This window comes from Pseudomonas sp. MG-9, from assembly GCF_018729515.1.
In the GTDB taxonomy this organism is placed as follows: domain Bacteria; phylum Pseudomonadota; class Gammaproteobacteria; order Pseudomonadales; family Pseudomonadaceae; genus Aquipseudomonas; species Aquipseudomonas serboccidentalis.
In genome coordinates, this window is the sequence record NZ_JAHHZH010000012.1 from 52,283 (window position 1) to 72,198 (window position 19,916).

Consider the following 19,916-nt stretch of genomic DNA (forward strand, 5'->3'; position numbering starts at 1 on the left):
TTTATTGCCTTGGATCAGCGACGCGGCAGGGCGGCGATCACATCCTCGGCTTGCAGGCCTTTGTCCCGGTTCATTACCGAGAACTCTACGCGCTGGCCTTCGACCAGGACGCGGTGGCCTTCGCCACGGATTGCACGGAAGTGCACGAAAATATCATCACCGGAATCCCGGGAAATAAAGCCGAAGCCTTTGGAGGTGTTGAACCACTTGACGGTCCCGGTATCGCGGTTGCTCATGTCATAGCTGACAGGTGCGGCAGCCGGTGAAGACTTGTAGAAGCTGACGGCCAGGTGCAGGACCACGGCAACCAGGGCAATCACCAGGCTGAACAACACGGCCGGTTGACCGGCGATGACCGGCATCGGTGCGATGAGGGTCAGGGTTTGCAGGACGACAGTCAGCACGAGAAGAGCGCTGACCAGATTTTGCAGATGCTGGCGCGGGCCTTTGTTCCAGTAAGGGATCACTGGAGCGATGACCAGGTTCAGCAGGCCGAAAAAGGCCAGGTAAAGTGCATCGGGTTGTTGCAGGTAAGGAACGGCTTCGGATTTCAAGCTGGGTATGAACGACAGCAGCAAGGCCGCTGCGCCCATTAGCAGGTGGACGATTTTCAACATTTTGATTGGCTCACGTTATGACGGCTCACAAGGAAGAGCTGAAGGCGCACGGTTCGCTTCGGAACAATAAAGAGGCGTTGGACACGTGCCCGGCATCAGCCTATGCGCCACACCCCCGAAAAATGGGGCGTAGCGACACGCCGCCTATTTAACAGCAAAGCCTGCGGCTACTCAAATCACCCCGGCCAGCGGCACCTGCCCGGTCGATTTGTCGCACCGCGCGCGCCGATTGCGGGCTGCGAGGTGGCGGTTGCCTTGCTAGAGTGGGTCTGCACCTGCTGGATGAATTCAATCGCCTTAGGGGGTCAACATGGCAATCGATATCGGTATCAGTGAAGAAGACCGCAAGTCCATCGTCGAGGGGCTGTCGCGGCTGCTGTCGGACACCTACGTGCTGTATCTGAAAACCCATAACTTCCACTGGAACGTCACCGGTCCCATGTTCAGGACCCTGCATCTGATGTTCGAAGAGCAGTACAACGAACTGGCGCTGGCCGTGGATCTGATCGCTGAACGTATTCGCGCCCTGGGCTTTCCGGCGCCGGGTGCCTACGCCACTTACGCCCGTCTTTCCTCCATCAAGGAAGAGGTGGGGGTGCCAAGTGCCGAAGACATGATCAAGCAATTGGTCGAGGGGCAGGAGGCGGTGACGCGGACTGCGCGTGGCATCTTCCCGCTGCTGGACAAGGTCAGCGACGAGCCGACGGCCGACCTGCTGACCCAGCGCATGCAAGTGCATGAGAAGACCGCCTGGATGCTGCGCGCGTTGCTGGAGACCTGATCGCCAGGTGCGCGGACGTCCCGGGGTGGTGGATGTCCGCGTACTGTTTCAAATCTTACCAATGATGTCGGCTTATCCTACGCAGATGGGCAACTAGTCATCTGGCGCTAACTTTGCGTCTGCGTTTTTATGAGGGCACAGGATGTTGCCTTTATAACAACCAGAGATGGCAAAGGAGTGTCAGCGATATGGTAGGTGGAGACAGGCGAAGCGAGCCGCTCGGTTCGCGACAGGAAATGAAGGTCGACCCGTTTGTCAGGGATTTTGACTTCGAGCTGATCCGGCCGTTAGCCCGGTCGGTACGTTTGAACGGCTTTGCAACCTGCTTGAGGCTCGAGCAGGTTTACTGGAACATTCTCGGGGGAATGGCCGAGCACAATGGCTGTTCTATCAATACGCTGCTGTCCCATGTGGACCGCGAAGTGCACCTGCGCCATGGCGGGGTGAAAAACTTCAGCGGTCTGGTGCGGGTGGTGTGCGTGATGAATGGCCTGCGGGATACCCCGTCGGCCGTCATGCCCTGAACGGGCGATACTTGAAACGACGAAGCGGGCTGTGCAGTCTTACGGCTGCACAGCCCGCATTTAATGGATATAATCCCGCTCTTTCGCCGCAAAGCCCTGCGCGCGGTGGCAATCTGATCGCCGAGACACCCCCATGCCGATGTACGATTACCAATGTGCTTCCTGTGGTCATCAGTTGGAAGCCATTCAAAAGATCAGCGAGGCACCGCTGGTCGACTGCCCTGCCTGTCAGGCGCCAGAGCTCAGGAAACAGCTGTCCATGCCGGGTTTTCGCCTCAGCGGCAGCGGTTGGTACGAAACTGATTTCAAGACCGGAGCCAAGAAGAATCTGGCCGGTGGCGACAAATCTGACTAGGGTTCAGGCCCAGGTCGAACGACACGCGTGAGATTCCGCAATGCTTGATGGCGACGGGATCTCCACCGAATTTCGAATTACGAGAAGCGAAACCACTACCATGATGCGCAGCCATTATTGCGGCCAACTGAACGAAAGCCTGGAAGGCCAGGAAATTACCCTTTGCGGATGGGTTCACCGTCGTCGCGACCACGGCGGGGTGATTTTCCTCGATATCCGTGATCGTGATGGTCTGGCTCAGGTGGTGTTCGACCCGGATCGCGCCGAGAGCTTCGCCGCCGCCGATCGCGTGCGCAGCGAGTACGTGGTGAAGATCACCGGCAAGGTGCGTCTGCGTCCGGCCGGTGCCACCAACGCCAACATGGCGTCGGGCATGATCGAAGTGCTGGGCTACGAGCTGGAAGTGCTGAACGAGGCGGAAACCCCGCCGTTCCCGCTCAACGAATACTCCGACGTCGGCGAAGAAACCCGTCTGCGCTATCGCTTCCTGGACCTGCGTCGTCCGGAAATGGCCGAAAAGCTGCGTCTGCGTTCGCGCATGACCACCAGCATCCGTCGCTACCTCGACGAGAACGGCTTCCTCGACGTGGAAACGCCGATCCTGACCCGCGCGACCCCGGAAGGCGCCCGTGACTACCTGGTGCCGAGCCGTACTCACGCCGGTTCGTTCTTCGCCCTGCCGCAATCGCCTCAGCTGTTCAAGCAACTGCTGATGGTCGCCGGCTTCGACCGTTACTACCAGATTGCCAAGTGCTTCCGCGATGAAGACCTGCGTGCCGACCGTCAGCCTGAGTTCACTCAGATCGACATCGAGACCAGCTTCCTCGACGAAAAAGACATCATGGGCCTGACCGAAGGCATGATCCGCAACCTGTTCAAGGAAGTGCTGGATCTGGAATTCGGCGAATTCCCGCACATGACTTTCGAAGAAGCCATGCGTCGCTACGGTTCCGACAAGCCGGACCTGCGTAACCCGCTGGAACTGGTTGACGTTGCCGACCAACTCAAAGAAGTTGAATTCAAGGTGTTCAGCGGCCCGGCCAACGACCCGAAATGCCGTATCGCCGCTCTGCGCGTTCCAGGCGGGGCGAGCATGCCGCGCAAGCAGATCGACGACTACACCAAGTTCGTCGGCATCTACGGTGCCAAGGGCCTGGCGTACATCAAGGTCAACGAGCGTGCTGCCGGTGTTGAAGGTCTGCAATCGCCGATCGTGAAAAACATCCCTGAAGCCAACCTGAACGTGATCCTCGATCGCGTTGGCGCTGTTGACGGCGACATCGTGTTCTTCGGCGCCGACAAGGCCAAGATCGTCAGCGAAGCCCTGGGCGCGCTGCGTATCAAGCTCGGCCACGACCTCGACCTGCTGACCTGCAAGTGGGCGCCAATGTGGGTCGTCGACTTCCCGATGTTCGAAGAAAACGACGACGGCAGCTTCTCCGCACTGCACCACCCGTTCACCGCGCCGAAGTGCACCCCGCAAGAGCTCGAGGCCAACCCGGCCGGTGCTCTGTCGCGCGCTTACGACATGGTGCTGAACGGCACCGAACTCGGTGGCGGTTCGATCCGTATCCACCGCAAGGAAATGCAACAGTCGGTCTTCCGTCTGCTGGGTATCAATGAGGCGGAACAGGAAGAGAAATTCGGCTTCCTGCTCGACGCGCTGAAGTACGGTGCACCGCCGCACGGTGGTCTGGCCTTCGGTCTGGACCGTCTGGTGATGCTGATGACCGGCGCCCAGTCGATCCGTGAAGTGATCGCCTTCCCGAAAACCCAGAGTGCTGCGGACGTGATGACGCAAGCCCCGGGTGTGGTGGATGCCAAGGCACTGCGCGAGCTGCACATTCGTTTGCGCGAAACGCCAAAGGCTGAGTAAGACGGGCCTGAAGGCGCATCTTCGGATGCGCCTTTTTTCTATCTATAGAGAGCAGGTCGAGATTTTTTGTGTGCTGGCCGCTGCATGAGCAGGGCGGGCAACGTTTCAAGAGAATTCGGAGCGAGTTATGGCAGGTCATTCCAAGTGGGCGAACATCAAGCACCGCAAAGAACGTCAGGATGCCAAGAGAGGCAAGATCTTCACCAAGTGGATCCGTGAACTGACTGTTGCGGCCCGTCAGGGCGGCGGCGATCCGGGTTCCAACCCGCGCCTGCGCCTGGCCCTGGACAAGGCGCTCGGGGCCAACATGAGCCGCGACATCATCGATCGCGCCGTGGCACGCGGCGCCGGTGCGACCGAAGCGGACAACGTTGAAGAACTGACCTACGAAGGTTACGGCCCGGGCGGCGTGGCGGTGATGGTCGAGTGCATGACCGACAACCGCAACCGTACCGCTGCAGCCGTACGCCATGCGTTCAGCAAGTGCGGTGGTAACCTGGGCACCGACGGCTCGGTGGCCTACCTGTTCGAACGCAAGGGCCAGATCAGCTTCGCCCCGGGCGTTGACGAAGACGCCCTGACCGAAGCGGCGCTGGAAGCCGATGCCGACGACGTGGTGACCCATGAAGACGGCTCGATCGACGTGTTCACCTCGTTCACCAGTTTCTATGCCGTGCGCAACGCGCTGGAAGCGGCCGGGTTCAAGGGCGATGACGCGGAAATCGTCATGCAGCCGACCACCAGCGCCGAGCTGGATCTGGAAGGCGCGGAGAAGGTGCTCAAGCTGATCGACATGCTCGAGGATCTGGATGACGTGCAGAACGTCTACTCCAATGCGGATATTCCGGAAGACGTGGCCGCTCAGCTCGGTTGATGCAAAATAGAAAGGTCGCAGTTTTTGATGGCTCTACACTTCACCTGTAGGAGCTATCGAAGGCTGCGATCTTTTTGCTTTTAAAAGATCAAAAGATCGCAGCCTTCGGCAGCTCCTACATGTACCCTCAGCTTTCGCATCAACTTCTGCAGGCGCTATGACTTTAATTTTGGGTATCGACCCCGGCTCGCGCATCACCGGTTACGGGGTTGTTCGCGATACCGGACGCGGCGGCTGCATCTACGTGGCCTCGGGCTGCATCCGTACCGGCGCCGGCGAGCTGCATGAGCGGCTGCAAATCGTCTATCGCGGCGTGCGGGAAATCATTCAGACCTATGGCCCGGTGACCATGGGCATCGAAAAGGTGTTCATGGCGAAAAACGCCGATTCCGCACTGAAGCTTGGGCAGGCCCGTGGGGCTGCTATTGTGGCGGGGGCTGAAGAGTGCCTGGAGATTGCCGAATACACCGCAACCCAGGTCAAGCAAGCCGTGGTTGGTACCGGTGCGGCCAACAAGGAACAAGTGCAGATGATGGTCATGCACATGCTGAAGCTGACCAGCAAGCCGCAAATCGATGCTTCGGATGCGCTGGCAATCGCCATTTGTCATGCGCACACCCGTTCCAGTCTGTTGCCGCATGGTCTGGGTACCGCACGCAGTCGTGGCGGGCGCCTGCGTCTCTGATAGCATCAGCAATCAATTTTCCGGTATACGGATTCTGTGCCTGGGTCGTCGGCCCGAATCCGTATTCCGTTTTGTCGCCAGCCCCCGGCTGGTCAACGCTCAAGGATCTGAAACGTGATTGGACGCTTGCGCGGCACCCTGGCTGAGAAACAGCCGCCGCACCTGATTCTGGATGTAAACGGCCTCGGGTATGAGCTGGAAGTGCCCATGACCACTCTTTATCGCCTGCCGTCGGTCGGTGAACCGCTGACGCTGCATACCCATTTGGTCGTACGCGAAGACGCGCAGTTACTCTATGGTTTCGCCGGCAAGCGTGAGCGAGACTTTTTTCGTGAGTTGATCCGTCTCAATGGTGTCGGGCCGAAACTGGCCCTGGCCCTGATGTCGAGCCTGGAAGTGGATGAGCTGATCCGCTGCGTGCAATCCCAGGACACTTCGGCACTGACCAAAGTCCCGGGTGTCGGCAAGAAAACCGCCGAGCGTCTGCTGGTCGAACTGAAAGACCGCTTCAAGGCCTGGGAAACCGTGCCGGCGATGTTCGCCCTGGTGCCGAACCAGCCGGACGGTCCGGCGCCGGTCAACACCGCCGAAAACGATGCGGTCAGCGCGCTGATTTCCCTGGGCTACAAGCCGCAGGAAGCGAGCAAGGCAATTTCCGCCATCAAGGACAAGAACCTGAGCAGTGAAGACATGATCCGCCGCGCCCTGAAGGGAATGATTTAAGTGATTGAAGCTGATCGTCTGATCGCCGCCGCGCACAGCCCGCGCGAGCGCGAAGAAGTCCAGGATCGGGCCATTCGCCCCGTCAGCCTGGCCGACTACATTGGCCAGCCGACGGTTCGCGAGCAGATGGAGCTGTTCATCCAGGCCGCCCGCGGCCGTAACGAATCCCTCGATCACACGCTGATCTTCGGCCCGCCGGGGTTGGGTAAAACCACCCTGGCCAATATCATTGCCCAGGAAATGGGCGTGTCGATCAAGAGCACGTCCGGCCCGGTGCTTGAACGTCCGGGTGATCTGGCGGCGTTGCTGACCAATCTTGAGCCGCACGACGTGCTGTTCATCGATGAAATCCATCGCCTGTCGCCGATCGTGGAAGAAGTGCTATACCCGGCGATGGAAGACTTTCAGCTCGACATCATGATCGGCGAAGGGCCGGCGGCGCGGTCGATCAAGCTGGATCTGCCACCGTTCACCCTCGTCGGCGCCACCACCCGCGCCGGCATGCTGACCAACCCGTTGCGTGACCGCTTCGGTATCGTCCAGCGTCTTGAGTTCTACAACACCGCTGACCTGTCGACGATTGTCAGTCGCTCGGCGAACATTCTCGGCCTGCCGCTGGATCCGGAGGGCGCCTTTGAGGTGGCTCGCCGCGCCCGTGGTACGCCACGGATTGCCAACCGTCTGCTGCGTCGGGTACGCGATTTCGCTGAAGTCCGGGCCAAGGGGCACATCACCAAGGCCGTGGCCGATCTGGCGTTGAACCTGCTGGATGTCGACGAACATGGCTTCGATCATCAGGACCGGCGCCTGCTGCTGACCATGATCGAGAAATTCGACGGCGGCCCGGTGGGCATCGACAGCCTGGCGGCGGCGATCAGTGAAGAACGCCACACCATTGAAGACGTGCTGGAGCCGTATCTGATTCAGCAGGGCTACATCATGCGCACGCCACGGGGCAGGGTGGTGACGCGGCATGCCTACCTGCATTTCGGTTTAAACATTCCGTCACGAATGGGCGAGATGCCTGTGGTAGACGAGTTTCTCGATGCGGTAGACGATTAGCACACATTTATTCTCGATTTATTCAGCGTTTGTACTGTCACAGGACGGTACTTTTGCGGTAAAGCCTTTGAACAATGAAAAACAGTTGCCTGGCTGGATTGGCAACCCGAGGAGTAAGCACTAGAGTATGCGCGCGCAAAACGGGCTTGAGCCGTTCGCACATCGTTGTCGCGTTTATTACGAGGACACCGATGCCGGCGGCATCGTGTATTACGTTAATTACCTCAAGTTTATGGAACGGGCTCGAACCGAGCGGCTCCGGACGCTGGGCTTTGCCCAGTCGGAACTGGCAGGGGAGGACCTGTTGTTTGTCGTGCATTCCAGCGAAGCGCGCTACCACGCGCCGGCGCGACTGGACGACGAACTGCTGGTAAGCGCTGATGTAATCGAATTGAACCGTGCCAGCCTGCGCTTCAAACAGCAGGTCAGGCGGGCCACGGATAATGTGCTGCTCTGTGAAGGGCAGTTTCTGGTGGCCTGTGTGCGCACCGAAAGTTTGAAACCCCGGGCCATGCCCGAATCCTTGCGTGCGGCCTTTGCCGACGCGGGCGGCACGGGTACACACTCAAAGCAGGAGATAAAGCGTGGAAGCTAACGTCGTCGACCATTCCTCCATGTGGAGCCTGGTCAGCAATGCCAGCATCGTGGTGCAGTTGGTAATGTTGACCCTGGTGGCCGCATCGGTGACCTCATGGATCATGATCTTTCAGCGCAGCAATCTGCTGCGTGCCGGTCGACGTGCCTTGGAGAGCTTCGAGGAGCGCTTCTGGTCGGGTATCGACCTGTCCAAGCTGTACCGTCAGGCCGGCAGCAACCCTGATCCGGATTCGGGCGTGGAGCAGATCTTCCGTGCCGGCTTCAAGGAATTCTCCCGTCTGCGTCAGCAGCCAGGCGTCGATCCTGAGGCGGTGATGGAAGGTGTGGCGCGTGCCATGCGCGTTGCCATCTCCCGTGAAGAAGAGAAACTGGAGCAGAGCCTGCCGTTTCTCGCCACCGTCGGTTCGGTCAGCCCGTACATCGGTCTGTTCGGTACCGTTTGGGGCATCATGAACTCCTTCCGTGGTCTGGCCAGTGCCCAGCAAGCGACCCTGGCCACCGTGGCCCCGGGTATCGCCGAAGCCCTGATCGCCACCGCGATCGGCCTGTTCGCCGCGATCCCGGCCGTTATCGCTTACAACCGTTTCTCTGCCCGCAGCGAAACCTTGCTGAGCCGCTACTACACCTTCGCCGATGAGTTCCAGGCGATCCTGCACCGCAAAGTGCACACCAGCGAAGAATAAGCAGGTATTTCCCGATGGCTTTAATCGCTCGAGCCCGAAACAAGCGCAAGCCGGTCGCCGAGATGAACGTGGTGCCATACATCGACGTGATGCTGGTGCTGCTGGTTATCTTCATGGTGACCGCGCCGATGCTCAATCAGGGCGTGAAAGTGGATCTGCCCAAGGTTTCCAGTGAAGCCTTGCCGCAGGACAACAACACTCAGGTGCTGACCATTTCGATCAAGGCTGACAAGACCTACTACTGGAACCTTGGCAGCGAAGTCGACACTGAAAAGCAGCAGGACAGGGCCATGACGCTGCCGCAGATGACTGACGCGGTGACCAAGATCATTCGCGCCGGCACCGAAGGCGGCAAGCGTACCCAGGTCTTTATCCGTGGCGACAAGTCGGTCGACTACGGCGCCGTCATGGGTGCCATGGGCGGGTTGCAGAAGGCCGGGGTCGGTAATGTTGGCTTGATTACCGAGGCGCCCTGATGCAGCAACAGCGAGAGCCGTCCGCCTCGGAAAGCTACTTCTGGCCTAGTGTCCTGGCAATTGTCCTGCACGTGCTGGTGTTTGGCATGCTGTTCGTCAGTTTTGCCTTCACACCAGAGCTGCCGCCGGCCAAGCCGATTGTCCAGGCGACCCTGTACCAGCTGAAATCGAAAAGTCAGGCAACCACCCAGACCAATCAGAAGATTGCGGGTGAGGCGAAGAAATCCGCCGCACGCCAGACCGAAGTCGAGCAGATGGAACAGAAAAAGGTCGAGCAGGAAGCGGTAAAGGCTGCGGAACAAAAGAAAGAAGCAGCGGCTCAAAAGGCCGAGGAAGCCAAGAAGGCCGACGAGGCGAAGAAAGCGGACGAAGCGAAAAAGGCTGATGAAGCCAAGAAAGCCGACGACGCGAAGAAAGCCGAAGCCAAAAAGGCCGAAGAGAAACAATTGGCTGATATAGCCAAGAAGAAAGCCGAAGAAGAAGCCAAAAAGGCTGCTGAAGAAGAGGCCAAGAAAGCGGCCGCTGAAGAAGCCAAGAAGAAGATCGTCGAAGACGCGAAGAAGAAAGCCGCCGAAGACGCCAAGAAGAAAGCTGAAGCTGAAGAGGCGAAGAAGAAAGTCGCCGACGAAGCGAAGAAGAAAGCTGCTGCCGATGCTGCGAAGAAGAAATCGCAGGAAGCGGCACGTAAATCTGCTGAAGAGAAAAAGGCTCAGGCCCTGGCAGATTTGCTTTCCGACACGCCGCAGCGTCAGCAGGCCTTGGCCGATGAGCAGGGTGACGAAGTCGCGGGCAGTTTCGATGACCTGATTCGTGCGCGAGCAGCGGAAGGCTGGGCACGTCCTCCTTCGGCACGCAAAGGCATGACGGTCGTGCTGCAAATCGGCATGTTGCCGGACGGTACGGTGACCTCGGTCAGCGTGGCCAAGTCCAGTGGCGACGGTCCGTTCGATGCTTCGGCAGTCGCGGCGGTCAAGAATATTGGACGTTTGACGGAAATGCAGGGAATGAAGCCGAGCGATTTCGCTCCGTATCGTTCATTCAAGATGACATTCACACCTGAGGATCTAGCCTTGTGAGAAACCTTCTTCGAGGAATGCTGGTCGTGATCTGCTGCATGGCAGGGATCGCGATGGCTGATGAAAAGAACATTCTGGTCACCAGCGGCAGCGATCGGGCCACCCCGATCGCCGTTGTACCGTTCGGCATGCAGGGCGGTGCCGTGCTGCCGGACGATATGGCAGAAATCATTGGTAACGATTTGCGGAACTCGGGCTACTACTCGCCGATTCCAAAGCAAAACATGATCAGCCAGCCAAGCCAGCCGAGCGAAATCATCTTCCGTGACTGGAAGGCGGTGGGTGCTCAATACATGATGGTCGGCAGCATTGCTCCAGCGGGCGGTCGTCTGCAGGTGCAGTGGGCACTGTTCAACGTGGCCACCGAGCAGAAAGTGGCTGACGGCAGTGTTTCCGGGACCACCGAGCAACTGCGTGACATGGCGCACTTCATCTCTGACCAGTCGTTCGAAAAACTCACCGGTATCAAAGGTGCGTTTTCGACCCGTCTGCTGTATGTGACAGCCGAGCGTTTCTCCGAGAAGAACACTCGCTACACCCTGCAGCGTTCGGACTACGACGGTGCCCGCGCCGTGACTCTGCTGCAATCGCGCGAGCCGATCCTGTCGCCGCGTTTCGCACCGGATGGCAAGCGCATCGCCTACGTGTCGTTCGAGCAGAAGCGTCCGCGCATCTTCATGCAGAACATCGACACCGGTCGCCGTGAGCAGATCACCAACTTCGAAGGCCTGAACGGTGCGCCAGCCTGGTCGCCGGATGGCAATCGTCTTGCGTTCGTACTGTCGAAAGACGGTAACCCGGACATCTATGTGATGAACCTGGGTTCGCGTCAGATCACTCGCGTGACTGCAGGTCCTGGCATCAATACCGAACCGTACTGGGGCAAGGATGGTTCGACCATCTACTTCACCTCGGACCGTGGCGGCAAACCACAGATCTACAAAACCAGCGCCAGTGGCGGCGGTGCGGAGCGAGTGACCTTCATCGGTAACTACAACGCCAACCCGAAACTTTCGGCTGACGAAAAGACCCTGGTGATGATCCATCGTCAGGACGGTTTCACCAATTTCAAAGTAGCGGCTCAGGATTTGCAGCGCGGAAGTGTAAAAATCCTAACTGATAGCACTCTGGACGAGTCGCCTACTGTTGCGCCCAACGGCACCATGGTAATCTACGCCACCCGCCAGCAGGGCCGGGGAGTCTTGATGCTCGTGTCCATTAATGGACGCGTGAGGCTCCCGCTTCCTACCGCACAAGGCGAAGTCAGAGAACCGTCCTGGTCCCCTTACCTGAACTGACGCGGCGCTTTACGTTTTACTTAACACACTGGGGTTCATTAGGAGTTTCACGATGGAAATGCTGAAGTTTGGTAAATTTGCTGCGCTGGCTCTGGCCATGGCTGTAGCTGTAGGTTGCTCGTCCAAAGGCGGCGACAACGCCGGTGAAGGCGCTGTTGATCCAAACGCTGGTTACGGCGCAAACACTGGTGCCGTTGACGGTTCCCTGAGCGAAGAAGCTGCTCTGCGCGCAATCACCACCTTCTACTTCGAATACGACAGCTCGGACCTGAAGCCAGAAGCCATGCGCGCTCTGGACGTTCACGCCAAAGACCTGAAAGCAAACGGCGCTCGCGTTGTTCTGGAAGGCAACACCGACGAACGTGGTACTCGTGAGTACAACATGGCACTGGGCGAGCGTCGTGCGAAAGCCGTTCAGCGTTACCTGGTACTGCAAGGTGTTTCCCCAGCTCAGCTGGAACTGGTTTCCTACGGCGAAGAGCGTCCAGTTGCTACCGGCAACGACGAGCAGTCCTGGGCTCAAAACCGTCGCGTCGAACTGCGTAAGTAATTCGATATGCGAACGTGCCGTCGTGCTGTAACTGTTCTGGCTCTCAGTCTCGCGCCGCTTGCGGCGTGGGCTGCGGTTCCTGTGGTCGATGACAACTCCGGTTATAACAATAGCGGGAGCAGTTATCCGCCTGCAGGTTACGGTACGAACGGCGCCTATGCCGGGGGAGCGGCTTCGGCCCCTGCCTCGGCACAGGGCATGCTGTTCAACCAACTGCAACAGATGCAGGATCAGATATCGCGCCAGCAAGGTGTGATCGAAGAACTGCAGAATCAGGTTGCGCGCATGAAGCAAGAGTCTCTGGAGCGATACCAGGATCTTGATCGGCGCATAGGATCCGGTGCTGCACCTGCCGCGACTCCTGAGAATTCTTCTGCCGGTGGCGATGCAAGTGCTGCTGCCGGTGCTGCTGCGGGTGCCGGGGCTGCTGCCGCCCAAGCGCCTGCAGCGAGCAGCGAACCGGGTGATCCGGCCAAGGAAAAGCTGTATTACGATGCGGCTTTCGACCTGATCAAAGCCAAAGACTTCGACAAGGCCAGCCAGGCTTTCTCGGCATTCCTGCGCAAATACCCGAACAGCCAATACGCGGGCAACGCCCAGTACTGGTTGGGCGAAGTCAACCTGGCCAAAGGCGATCTGCAAGGTGCAGGTCAAGCGTTTGCCAAGGTTTCGCAGCTGTATCCCAAGCATGCCAAAGTGCCGGATTCGCTGTACAAGCTGGCTGACGTAGAGCGCCGCCTCGGTCACACCGACAAGGTCAAAGGCATTCTGCAACAGGTGGTTTCCCAATACCCGGGGACCTCTGCAGCTCAGTTGGCCCAGCGCGATCTGCAACGCATGTAACCCAGCTTTACCCCGTTTGGAAGAAACCCGCGCTTGTCGCGGGTTTTTTCGTTAGAATTCACGCCCTTTTTCTGAAACACGCTTCTGGTGATCTACGCGTTGGCGGGGTTGCCTGAAGTGCCTGACGGAGGCGGACAGCCTGTTTAGCTGTTACGCCCGTGGCGACTATGCAAGACACATTGAGAATCACCGAAGTTTTCTACTCGTTGCAGGGGGAAACGCGGACTGCCGGGCTGCCCACGGTTTTTGTGCGCCTGACCGGTTGCCCATTGCGTTGCCAATACTGCGACAGCGCCTATGCGTTCACCGGCGGTACGATCCGCACCCTCGATGACATCCTTGAGCAAGTGGCCGGGTTCCGCCCGCGCTACGTGTGTGTCACTGGTGGTGAGCCACTGGCGCAGCCCAATGCCATTCCTTTGCTCAAGCGGTTGTGTGATGCCGGTTACGAGGTCTCGCTGGAAACCAGCGGTGCCCTCGACGTTTCGGCCGTCGATCCACGCGTCAGCCGCGTTGTCGACCTGAAGACGCCGGGCTCGAAAGAAGCCCACCGCAACCGTTACGAGAATATCGAACTGCTGACTTCCAACGATCAGGTGAAATTTGTCATCTGCTCGCGGGAAGACTATGACTGGGCGGTTTCCAAACTGATCCAGTACGGGCTCGACCGGCGTGCCGGCGAAGTCCTGTTTTCTCCAAGTCACCATGACCTCAACGCAAGGGATCTGGCGGACTGGGTGGTGGCGGATAACCTGCCAGTGCGGCTGCAACTGCAACTGCATAAATATCTATGGAATGATGAGCCGGGGCGCTGAGATGACTGAACAACTGAACACTGACGAAAAACGTGCGGTAATACTGCTGTCGGGTGGCCTGGACTCGGCCACCGTGGTGGCAATGGCTCGCGCTGAAGGCTACGCCTGCTACACCATGAGTTTCGATTACGGTCAGCGCTCCCACGCTGAGCTGCACGCTGCTGCTCGCGTTGCCCGCGACCTGGGTGTGGTCGAGCACAAGGTCATTGGCCTGAACCTGAACGGCATGGGCGGTTCGGCCCTGACCGACACCAGCATCGATATCCCGGAAGAGTTGGGTGAGGGCATTCCGGTGACTTACGTGCCGGCGCGCAACACTGTGTTCCTGTCGCTGGCATTGGGCTGGGCGGAAGTGCTCGGCGCCCGTGACATCTTCATTGGCGTCAACGCGGTGGATTATTCCGGCTACCCGGATTGCCGTCCGGAGTTCATCGAGTCGTTCGAGCGCATGGCTAACCTTGCGACCAAGGCGGGCGTGGAGGGCAATGGTTTCCGCATCCAGGCGCCGCTGCAGAACCTGAGCAAGGCGCAGATCGTCCAGGCCGGTGTGAAGCTCGGCGTGGATTACGGCCTGACCGTTTCCTGCTATCAGGCCGACGATGACGGCCGTGCCTGCGGCAAATGCGACAGCTGCCGCCTGCGTGCAGAGGGCTTTGCGGCGGCCGGTGTGAGCGATCCAACACCTTATTTTTGATTTTTTTCAAAAAGGTGTTGAATAGTCCTTAAAAATCAGTATTATACGCGCCACCACACAGCGGGTCGTTAGCTCAGTTGGTAGAGCAGTTGGCTTTTAACCAATTGGTCGTAGGTTCGAATCCCACACGACCCACCATATTTGGCGGTTTAGAAAATCCGGAAGGCCCACGAAAGTGAGGATTTCCGGGTTTTTTTTTGCCTGCGATTCGGGTGAGCATTTGTTCAGTGCCGTCGGTGCTGACACAGGTCAGAATCATCTTTTGTATCAATGGGATATTCTGTAGCCTTGCGCAGCTTCAATGCTGTCCGTGCCTGATAATACTCACTCTCCCGGCGGTACCCTCATGTGGTCCGGAGCCGGGTGTATACTCGACTTTCGCGCGAAAGCGCCTGCAGGTCTTGCGAACATGACGCAGATTTCCGAACGCCTTCTGGTTCAAGCCCACCTCGATGCCAAACAGCCCAAACCGCTGACTGCCGAGGAAGAGGCCTACTACCGTTCCGCCATCGCCGCCGAGCTCAAGGCTCAGGACGCGGTGCTGGTCGCCCACTTCTATTGCGATCCGGTGATTCAGGCTCTGGCCGAAGAAACCGGTGGCTGTGTTTCCGACTCCCTGGAGATGGCCCGCTTCGGCAACGCCCATCCGGCCAAGACCGTGGTGGTCGCCGGCGTTAAATTCATGGGTGAGACCGCCAAGATCCTCAACCCGGAAAAGCGCGTGCTGATGCCGACGCTGGACGCCACTTGCTCGCTGGACCTGGGTTGCCCGGTTGACGAGTTCTCGGCGTTTTGCGATCAGCACCCGGAGCGCACGGTGGTGGTGTATGCCAACACCTCCGCTGCGGTCAAAGCCCGGGCTGACTGGGTGGTGACATCGAGCTGCGCGCTGGAGATCGTCGAAAGCCTGATGGACAACGGCGAGACCATCATCTGGGGCCCGGACAAGCACCTGGGGACTTACATCCAGCGCAAGACCGGTGCGGACATGCTGCTGTGGGACGGTGCCTGCATCGTGCACGAGGAGTTCAAATCCAAGCAGCTCGAAGACATGAAGGCGCTGTATCCGGACGCCGCGATTCTGGTGCACCCGGAGTCGCCGACGTCGGTGATCGAACTGGCCGACGCCGTCGGTTCCACCAGCCAGTTGATCGCTGCCGCGCAATCGCTGCCGAACAAGACCCTGATTGTCGCCACCGACCGTGGCATCTTCTACAAGATGCAGCAGCTGTGCCCGGACAAGGTCTTCATCGAGGCGCCAACCGCCGGTAACGGCGCGGCATGCCGCAGTTGCGCGCATTGCCCGTGGATGGCCATGAACACCCTTGAGCGTACGCTCAAGAGCTTGAAGGAAGGGACGAATGAGATCTTTGTTGATCCGGCGTTGATTCCGCAGGCGATCCGGCCTTTGAAGCGCATGCTGGATTTCACCCAGGCGGCGCGGATGAAGCTGGCGGGTAACGCTTAAGCTCTAAAGGCATTACAAAAACCTGTAGGAGTGAGCTTGCTCGCGATAGCGGTTTATCAGTCGACTTAAATATTGACTGACACTTCGCTATCGCGAGCAGGCTCACTCCTACAGTGGTTTTGGGTGTCTGAAAATTATTTGGTCTTTTTCGGGATCCGCACCACGCGGGTATCGGAATAGATGTCATGCCAGGTGCGTTTCTGCTTGTCATACAACGACCAGAAGAAGCCAAGCCCCGCGCACAGCCACGAAGCGATCGATACCATGAAGCGCAGCAGCGCCTGCCACAGGCTGATCGCGCTGCCATCGGCGTTCTGCACGCGAATCCCCCACACCTGCATGCCCAGCGTCTGCCCGCCATGGGTCCAGAACTTGGCGAAGAACGCAAACAGCACCAGCAGCAGCACCGTGGAGTACAGCGGATCGCCGTCCATTTTCCCGGAGTCGGTCAGTACCCGCAGGCGTTCCTCGCCGATGATTGCCGCCTGGATCAGCTTGTAAACGAATCCGGTGACAATCAGCAGGGCGGTGCACAGCAGGAAGTCATAGAACATCGCGGCCAGGCGACGGCCAAGGCCAACGGCAGGAAAATCGCCCTGGGGAGTGAGCAGGTTTTTCGACATGGCAGCCTCTGGACGCAAAATGAAGCGCCATTTTACGGATTCGTGCGCACAAAAAAGCCCCTGATATCAATATCAGGGGCTTTTTCGTAACAGAAGATCAGGCTTCAGCTTGTACTTCGTCAGCCTGCATGCCTTTTTGGCCTTGCACTGCAACGAAGGTCACTTTCTGGCCTTCTTTCAGGCTCTTGAAGCCGTTGCCCTGAATGGCGCGGAAATGCACGAACAGATCCGGACCGCTTTCTGGAGTGATAAAACCAAAACCTTTCTCGTCGTTAAACCACTTGACGGTACCGCTCTGACGTGTGGACATTTCTTATTTCCTTTGACGCAAAAAATTAATGACAGTCTCTTCCTTATGAAAGAGTACTGGGGCTGGTTGCAGGAGAGTAAGAAGACGTCGAACGGGATGTAGCTAACTTTGTAGGCTACTGCCCAGGTCACGATTCCAAGCTGACCCATGCAAACACAGTGGACAAACTCTACGCCAACTACGGGAGAAAAAACAAGCCCCGCGAAGGCCCCGGTTTTCCTGCCCCTGATGGCAGTTTAGTCAGTCCACTAGTACGGTTTAGACGATTAGCTTGTTGAAATGTTTTCGACCGTTATAAGCAAAGTTCAAATTCGAATCAGATGTTAGAAAATGCACTTTTTTGTGGCGATTGCGTTACACATTAGTGCGCGCATAACGCAATCGCGTTACTTATAGAAACAGTCAATCAACCACGGTAGTAGCGTTGTGGAACAAATGGCATTTTGCTTACAAGCATTTGCACCTTTTTCCCACGAACGATGGCCCAGACTGGCGTATCGAGTGCGGTATAAGCGCTGTCGAGGTAACCCATCGCCAGCGGCCCACCCAAGGTCGGCCCGAAGCCGCCGCTGCACACGCTGCCGATGATCTCACCGGCCTCATTGACGATTTCTGCGCCTTCACGCACCGGCGTGCGTTCCTGCGGCAGCAGGCCGACGCGTTTGCGTGCGACACCGTTCTGCTGTTGAGCGAAAACCGTTTCCGCTCCCGGGAAACCACCGGCCCGCGCGCCGTCGGCACGGCGTGGCTTGGAGATCGCCCACAACAGGCTCGCTTCGATCGGCGTGGTCTCGGTGTTCATGTCGTGGCCGTACAGGCACAGACCGGCCTCCAGGCGCAGCGAGTCGCGGGCGCCGAGGCCGATGGCCTGGACTTCCGGTTCGGCGAGCAGGGCGCGGGCGAGTTTTTCCGCGTCGGCAGCAGGCACCGAGATTTCGAAACCGTCTTCACCGGTGTAGCCCGAACGGCTGACGAAGCAATCCACGCCCAGCAGTTGCACGCGGTTGAACTGCATGAAGGTCATCTTCGCCACTTCCGGCGCCAGCCGCGCGAGCACGGTGACTGCTGCCGGACCCTGCAGGGCGAGCAGGGCGCGCGCCTCGAACAGCTCCGTAATGGTGCACTGGTCGCCGATGTGTTTTTGCAGGTGGGCCAGGTCCTGATCCTTGCACGCGGCGTTGACCACCAGGAACAGCTCGTCGTTACCGAGGTTGGCGACCATCAGGTCGTCGAGGATGCCGCCGTTCTGGTTGGTGAACATCGCGTAGCGCTGCATGCCCACCGGCAGGTCGATGATGTCCACTGGCACCAGGGTTTCCAGGGCCTTGGCGGCATTGGCGCCGGTCAGGCGGATCTGGCCCATGTGCGAGACATCGAACAGCCCGGCCTGCTCACGGGTGTGCTGATGTTCCTTCATCACGCCCAGCGGGTATTGCACCGGCATGTCATAGCCGGCGAACGGCACCATGCGGGCACCGAGTTCGAGATGCAAAGCGTGCAGCGGGGTTTTCGACAGTTGTTCGGTGGACATGCGGAACTCCTTGATTCACAGCAACCCTCTCCCGCAGGGAGAGGGGGCTAATTAGCATTCGATAATGTTGACCGCCAGACCGCCACGGGCGGTCTCTTTGTATTTGCTTTTCATGTCGGCGCCGGTCTGGCGCATGGTGCGGATGACCTTGTCGAGCGAGACGAAGTGTTGGCCGTCGCCGCGCATGGCCATGCGCACCGCGTTGATCGCCTTCACCGAGCCCATGGCGTTGCGCTCGATGCACGGCACCTGCACCAGCCCGCCAATCGGGTCGCAGGTCAGGCCGAGGTTATGCTCCATGCCGATTTCTGCGGCGTTTTCCACTTGCTGCACGCTGCCACCGAGGACTTCGCACAACGCACCGGCCGCCATCGAACAGGCCACACCGACTTCGCCCTGACAGCCGACTTCGGCGCCAGAGATCGAGGCGTTTTCTTTGTACAGAATGCCGATCGCGGCGGCGGTCAGCAGAAAACGCACGACGCCGTCGTCATTCGCACCGGGAATAAAGCGCATGTAGTAATGCAGCACCGCCGGGATGATTCCCGCCGCACCGTTGGTCGGCGCGGTAACCACGCGACCGCCGTTGGCGTTTTCTTCGTTGACCGCCAGCGCGTACAGGTTGACCCAGTCGAGCACCGACAGCGGATCGCGCAGCGCCGATTCCGGGTTCTTGCACAGCTGCCGATGCAGTGCCGCCGCCCGGCGTTTGACCTTCAGCCCGCCCGGCAGAATGCCTTCGTTGCGGCAGCCGGCAGCCACGCAGTCCTGCATCACTTGCCAGATCTTCAGCAGCCCGGCGCGGGTCTCCGCCTCCGGACGCCAGGCGCTTTCGTTGGTCAGCATCAGTTGGCTGATTGACAGCCCGTACGTGGCGCAATGACCGAGCAGGTCCTTGGCGCTTTTGAACGGGAAGGTCAGCGGTGTGGCGTCTTCGACGATGCGGTCGGCACCGGCGGCATCCTCGTCGACGACAAAACCACCGCCAACGGAGTAGTACTCGCGGCTGCGGATCTGAATGCCTGCCGCATCGAATGCACGGAAGATCATGCCGTTGGGGTGATAGGCCAGCGGCTTGCGGATCATCGCCAGGTGTTCTTTTTCGTTGAACGCAATGCTGTGTTCACCGAGCAAGTTCAGCTGGCCATTGCCGCGAATGTCTTGCAGGCGCGCGGCGACGGTTTCGGTATCAACGGTGTCCGGGTGTTCGCCCTCAAGGCCGAGCAACACGGCCTTGTCGCTGCCGTGACCTTTGCCGGTGGCGCCGAGCGAGCCGTACAGCTCGACTTTGACGGTGCGGGTTGCAGACAACAGGCTGTCCCGACGCAGGCCTTCGGCGAAGCGCGCAGCGGCACGCATTGGGCCGACGGTATGGGAGCTGGAGGGACCGATGCCAATCTTGAACAGGTCGAACACGCTTAACGACATGAGTGGTTCTCCGGTTTCTTGTTATAG

The 19,916-nt window shown here is 58.9% G+C and carries 23 protein-coding genes and 1 tRNA gene; 19 read left to right on the top strand and 5 right to left on the bottom strand.

Annotated features, from left to right (window positions below):
- Positions 1–14: 14 nt before the first annotated feature.
- The gene (locus KKQ10_RS28585) at positions 15–617 is read right to left on the bottom strand and encodes a cold-shock protein (protein WP_025112782.1); all 603 of its coding nucleotides are present in this window, start codon (positions 615–617) and stop codon (positions 15–17) included.
- Between the two features lie 310 nt (positions 618–927).
- On the opposite strand from KKQ10_RS28585, the gene KKQ10_RS26080 reads away from it, so the two are divergent.
- The 19 genes from KKQ10_RS26080 to nadA all read left to right on the top strand — a co-directional run bounded on the left by KKQ10_RS26080 (position 928) and on the right by nadA (position 15,997).
- On the top strand, positions 928–1,398 hold the full coding sequence (locus tag KKQ10_RS26080; RefSeq protein WP_003227537.1) for a Dps family protein: 471 nt from the start codon (positions 928–930) through the stop codon (positions 1,396–1,398).
- A gap of 188 nt (positions 1,399–1,586) precedes the next feature.
- A complete protein-coding gene (locus KKQ10_RS26085) occupies positions 1,587–1,922 on the top strand; it encodes a ribbon-helix-helix domain-containing protein (RefSeq protein ID WP_215502745.1) in 336 nt (111 codons plus the stop codon).
- A 133-nt stretch (positions 1,923–2,055) separates the two neighbouring features.
- The gene (locus KKQ10_RS26090; RefSeq protein ID WP_025112785.1) at positions 2,056–2,277 is read left to right on the top strand and encodes an FmdB family zinc ribbon protein; all 222 of its coding nucleotides are present in this window, start codon (positions 2,056–2,058) and stop codon (positions 2,275–2,277) included.
- A gap of 100 nt (positions 2,278–2,377) precedes the next feature.
- The gene (aspS, locus tag KKQ10_RS26095) at positions 2,378–4,153 is read left to right on the top strand and encodes an aspartate--tRNA ligase (protein WP_127648392.1); all 1,776 of its coding nucleotides are present in this window, start codon (positions 2,378–2,380) and stop codon (positions 4,151–4,153) included.
- 127 nt (positions 4,154–4,280) lie between these two features.
- Positions 4,281–5,027 carry a YebC/PmpR family DNA-binding transcriptional regulator gene (locus KKQ10_RS26100; protein ID WP_085709622.1) on the top strand — a complete coding sequence of 249 codons (747 nt, stop codon included), beginning with the start codon at positions 4,281–4,283 and terminating at the stop codon, positions 5,025–5,027.
- 157 nt (positions 5,028–5,184) lie between these two features.
- Positions 5,185–5,712 carry a crossover junction endodeoxyribonuclease RuvC gene (gene ruvC / locus KKQ10_RS26105; protein ID WP_103303956.1) on the top strand — a complete coding sequence of 176 codons (528 nt, stop codon included), beginning with the start codon at positions 5,185–5,187 and terminating at the stop codon, positions 5,710–5,712.
- Between the two features lie 114 nt (positions 5,713–5,826).
- Positions 5,827–6,435 carry a Holliday junction branch migration protein RuvA gene (ruvA, locus tag KKQ10_RS26110; protein WP_025112788.1) on the top strand — a complete coding sequence of 203 codons (609 nt, stop codon included), beginning with the start codon at positions 5,827–5,829 and terminating at the stop codon, positions 6,433–6,435.
- Entirely contained in the window at positions 6,436–7,497 is a 1,062-nt protein-coding gene (ruvB, locus tag KKQ10_RS26115; protein WP_064588910.1) for a Holliday junction branch migration DNA helicase RuvB, read from the top strand.
- Positions 7,498–7,624: 127 nt separating this feature from the next.
- Positions 7,625–8,092, top strand: a complete 468-nt coding sequence (gene ybgC, locus KKQ10_RS26120) for a tol-pal system-associated acyl-CoA thioesterase (RefSeq protein WP_047599520.1) — start codon at positions 7,625–7,627, stop codon at positions 8,090–8,092.
- Positions 8,082–8,777, top strand: coding sequence for a protein TolQ (gene tolQ / locus KKQ10_RS26125; RefSeq protein ID WP_007912733.1), 696 nt, complete (start codon positions 8,082–8,084; stop codon positions 8,775–8,777). The genes ybgC and tolQ overlap by 11 nt, the downstream gene beginning before the upstream one ends.
- A 23-nt stretch (positions 8,778–8,800) precedes the next feature.
- Positions 8,801–9,253 (top strand): protein TolR, encoded by a 453-nt coding sequence (gene tolR / locus KKQ10_RS26130; protein ID WP_161794900.1) that lies wholly within the window; start codon positions 8,801–8,803, stop codon positions 9,251–9,253.
- Complete coding sequence (gene tolA / locus KKQ10_RS26135) at positions 9,253–10,329, top strand: cell envelope integrity protein TolA (RefSeq protein ID WP_127648393.1); 1,077 nt, start codon at positions 9,253–9,255, stop codon at positions 10,327–10,329. The genes tolR and tolA overlap by 1 nt, the downstream gene beginning before the upstream one ends.
- Before the next feature lie 17 nt (positions 10,330–10,346).
- Positions 10,347–11,627, top strand: a complete 1,281-nt coding sequence (tolB, locus tag KKQ10_RS26140) for a Tol-Pal system beta propeller repeat protein TolB (protein ID WP_164747834.1) — start codon at positions 10,347–10,349, stop codon at positions 11,625–11,627.
- A gap of 52 nt (positions 11,628–11,679) precedes the next feature.
- On the top strand, positions 11,680–12,177 hold the full coding sequence (gene pal, locus KKQ10_RS26145) for a peptidoglycan-associated lipoprotein Pal (RefSeq protein ID WP_003178634.1): 498 nt from the start codon (positions 11,680–11,682) through the stop codon (positions 12,175–12,177).
- 6 nt (positions 12,178–12,183) lie between these two features.
- Positions 12,184–13,020 (top strand): tol-pal system protein YbgF, encoded by an 837-nt coding sequence (gene ybgF, locus KKQ10_RS26150; protein ID WP_064588907.1) that lies wholly within the window; start codon positions 12,184–12,186, stop codon positions 13,018–13,020.
- 167 nt (positions 13,021–13,187) lie between these two features.
- Positions 13,188–13,835: a 7-carboxy-7-deazaguanine synthase QueE gene (gene queE, locus KKQ10_RS26155; protein WP_127648394.1), complete on the top strand. Its 648-nt coding sequence runs from the start codon at positions 13,188–13,190 to the stop codon at positions 13,833–13,835.
- Position 13,836: 1 nt separating this feature from the next.
- Positions 13,837–14,529, top strand: coding sequence for a 7-cyano-7-deazaguanine synthase QueC (gene queC / locus KKQ10_RS26160; protein ID WP_127648395.1), 693 nt, complete (start codon positions 13,837–13,839; stop codon positions 14,527–14,529).
- 62 nt (positions 14,530–14,591) lie between these two features.
- Positions 14,592–14,667: transfer RNA gene (locus KKQ10_RS26165), tRNA-Lys, on the top strand.
- Positions 14,668–14,938: 271 nt separating this feature from the next.
- A complete protein-coding gene (nadA, locus tag KKQ10_RS26170) occupies positions 14,939–15,997 on the top strand; it encodes a quinolinate synthase NadA (protein ID WP_003227499.1) in 1,059 nt (352 codons plus the stop codon).
- A 134-nt stretch (positions 15,998–16,131) separates the two neighbouring features.
- Here nadA and KKQ10_RS26175 read toward each other — a convergent pair whose 3' ends face one another.
- The 4 genes from KKQ10_RS26175 to KKQ10_RS26190 all read right to left on the bottom strand — a co-directional run bounded on the left by KKQ10_RS26175 (position 16,132) and on the right by KKQ10_RS26190 (position 19,889).
- Positions 16,132–16,620, bottom strand: a complete 489-nt coding sequence (locus KKQ10_RS26175) for an RDD family protein (RefSeq protein ID WP_215502746.1) — start codon at positions 16,618–16,620, stop codon at positions 16,132–16,134.
- Positions 16,621–16,717: 97 nt separating this feature from the next.
- On the bottom strand, positions 16,718–16,930 hold the full coding sequence (locus KKQ10_RS26180) for a cold-shock protein (protein WP_003227496.1): 213 nt from the start codon (positions 16,928–16,930) through the stop codon (positions 16,718–16,720).
- Between the two features lie 406 nt (positions 16,931–17,336).
- Positions 17,337–18,461: a glycine cleavage system aminomethyltransferase GcvT gene (gcvT, locus tag KKQ10_RS26185; RefSeq protein WP_215502747.1), complete on the bottom strand. Its 1,125-nt coding sequence runs from the start codon at positions 18,459–18,461 to the stop codon at positions 17,337–17,339.
- 51 nt (positions 18,462–18,512) lie between these two features.
- Positions 18,513–19,889 carry an L-serine ammonia-lyase gene (locus KKQ10_RS26190; protein ID WP_215502748.1) on the bottom strand — a complete coding sequence of 459 codons (1,377 nt, stop codon included), beginning with the start codon at positions 19,887–19,889 and terminating at the stop codon, positions 18,513–18,515.
- Between the last annotated feature and the right edge of the window lie 27 nt (positions 19,890–19,916).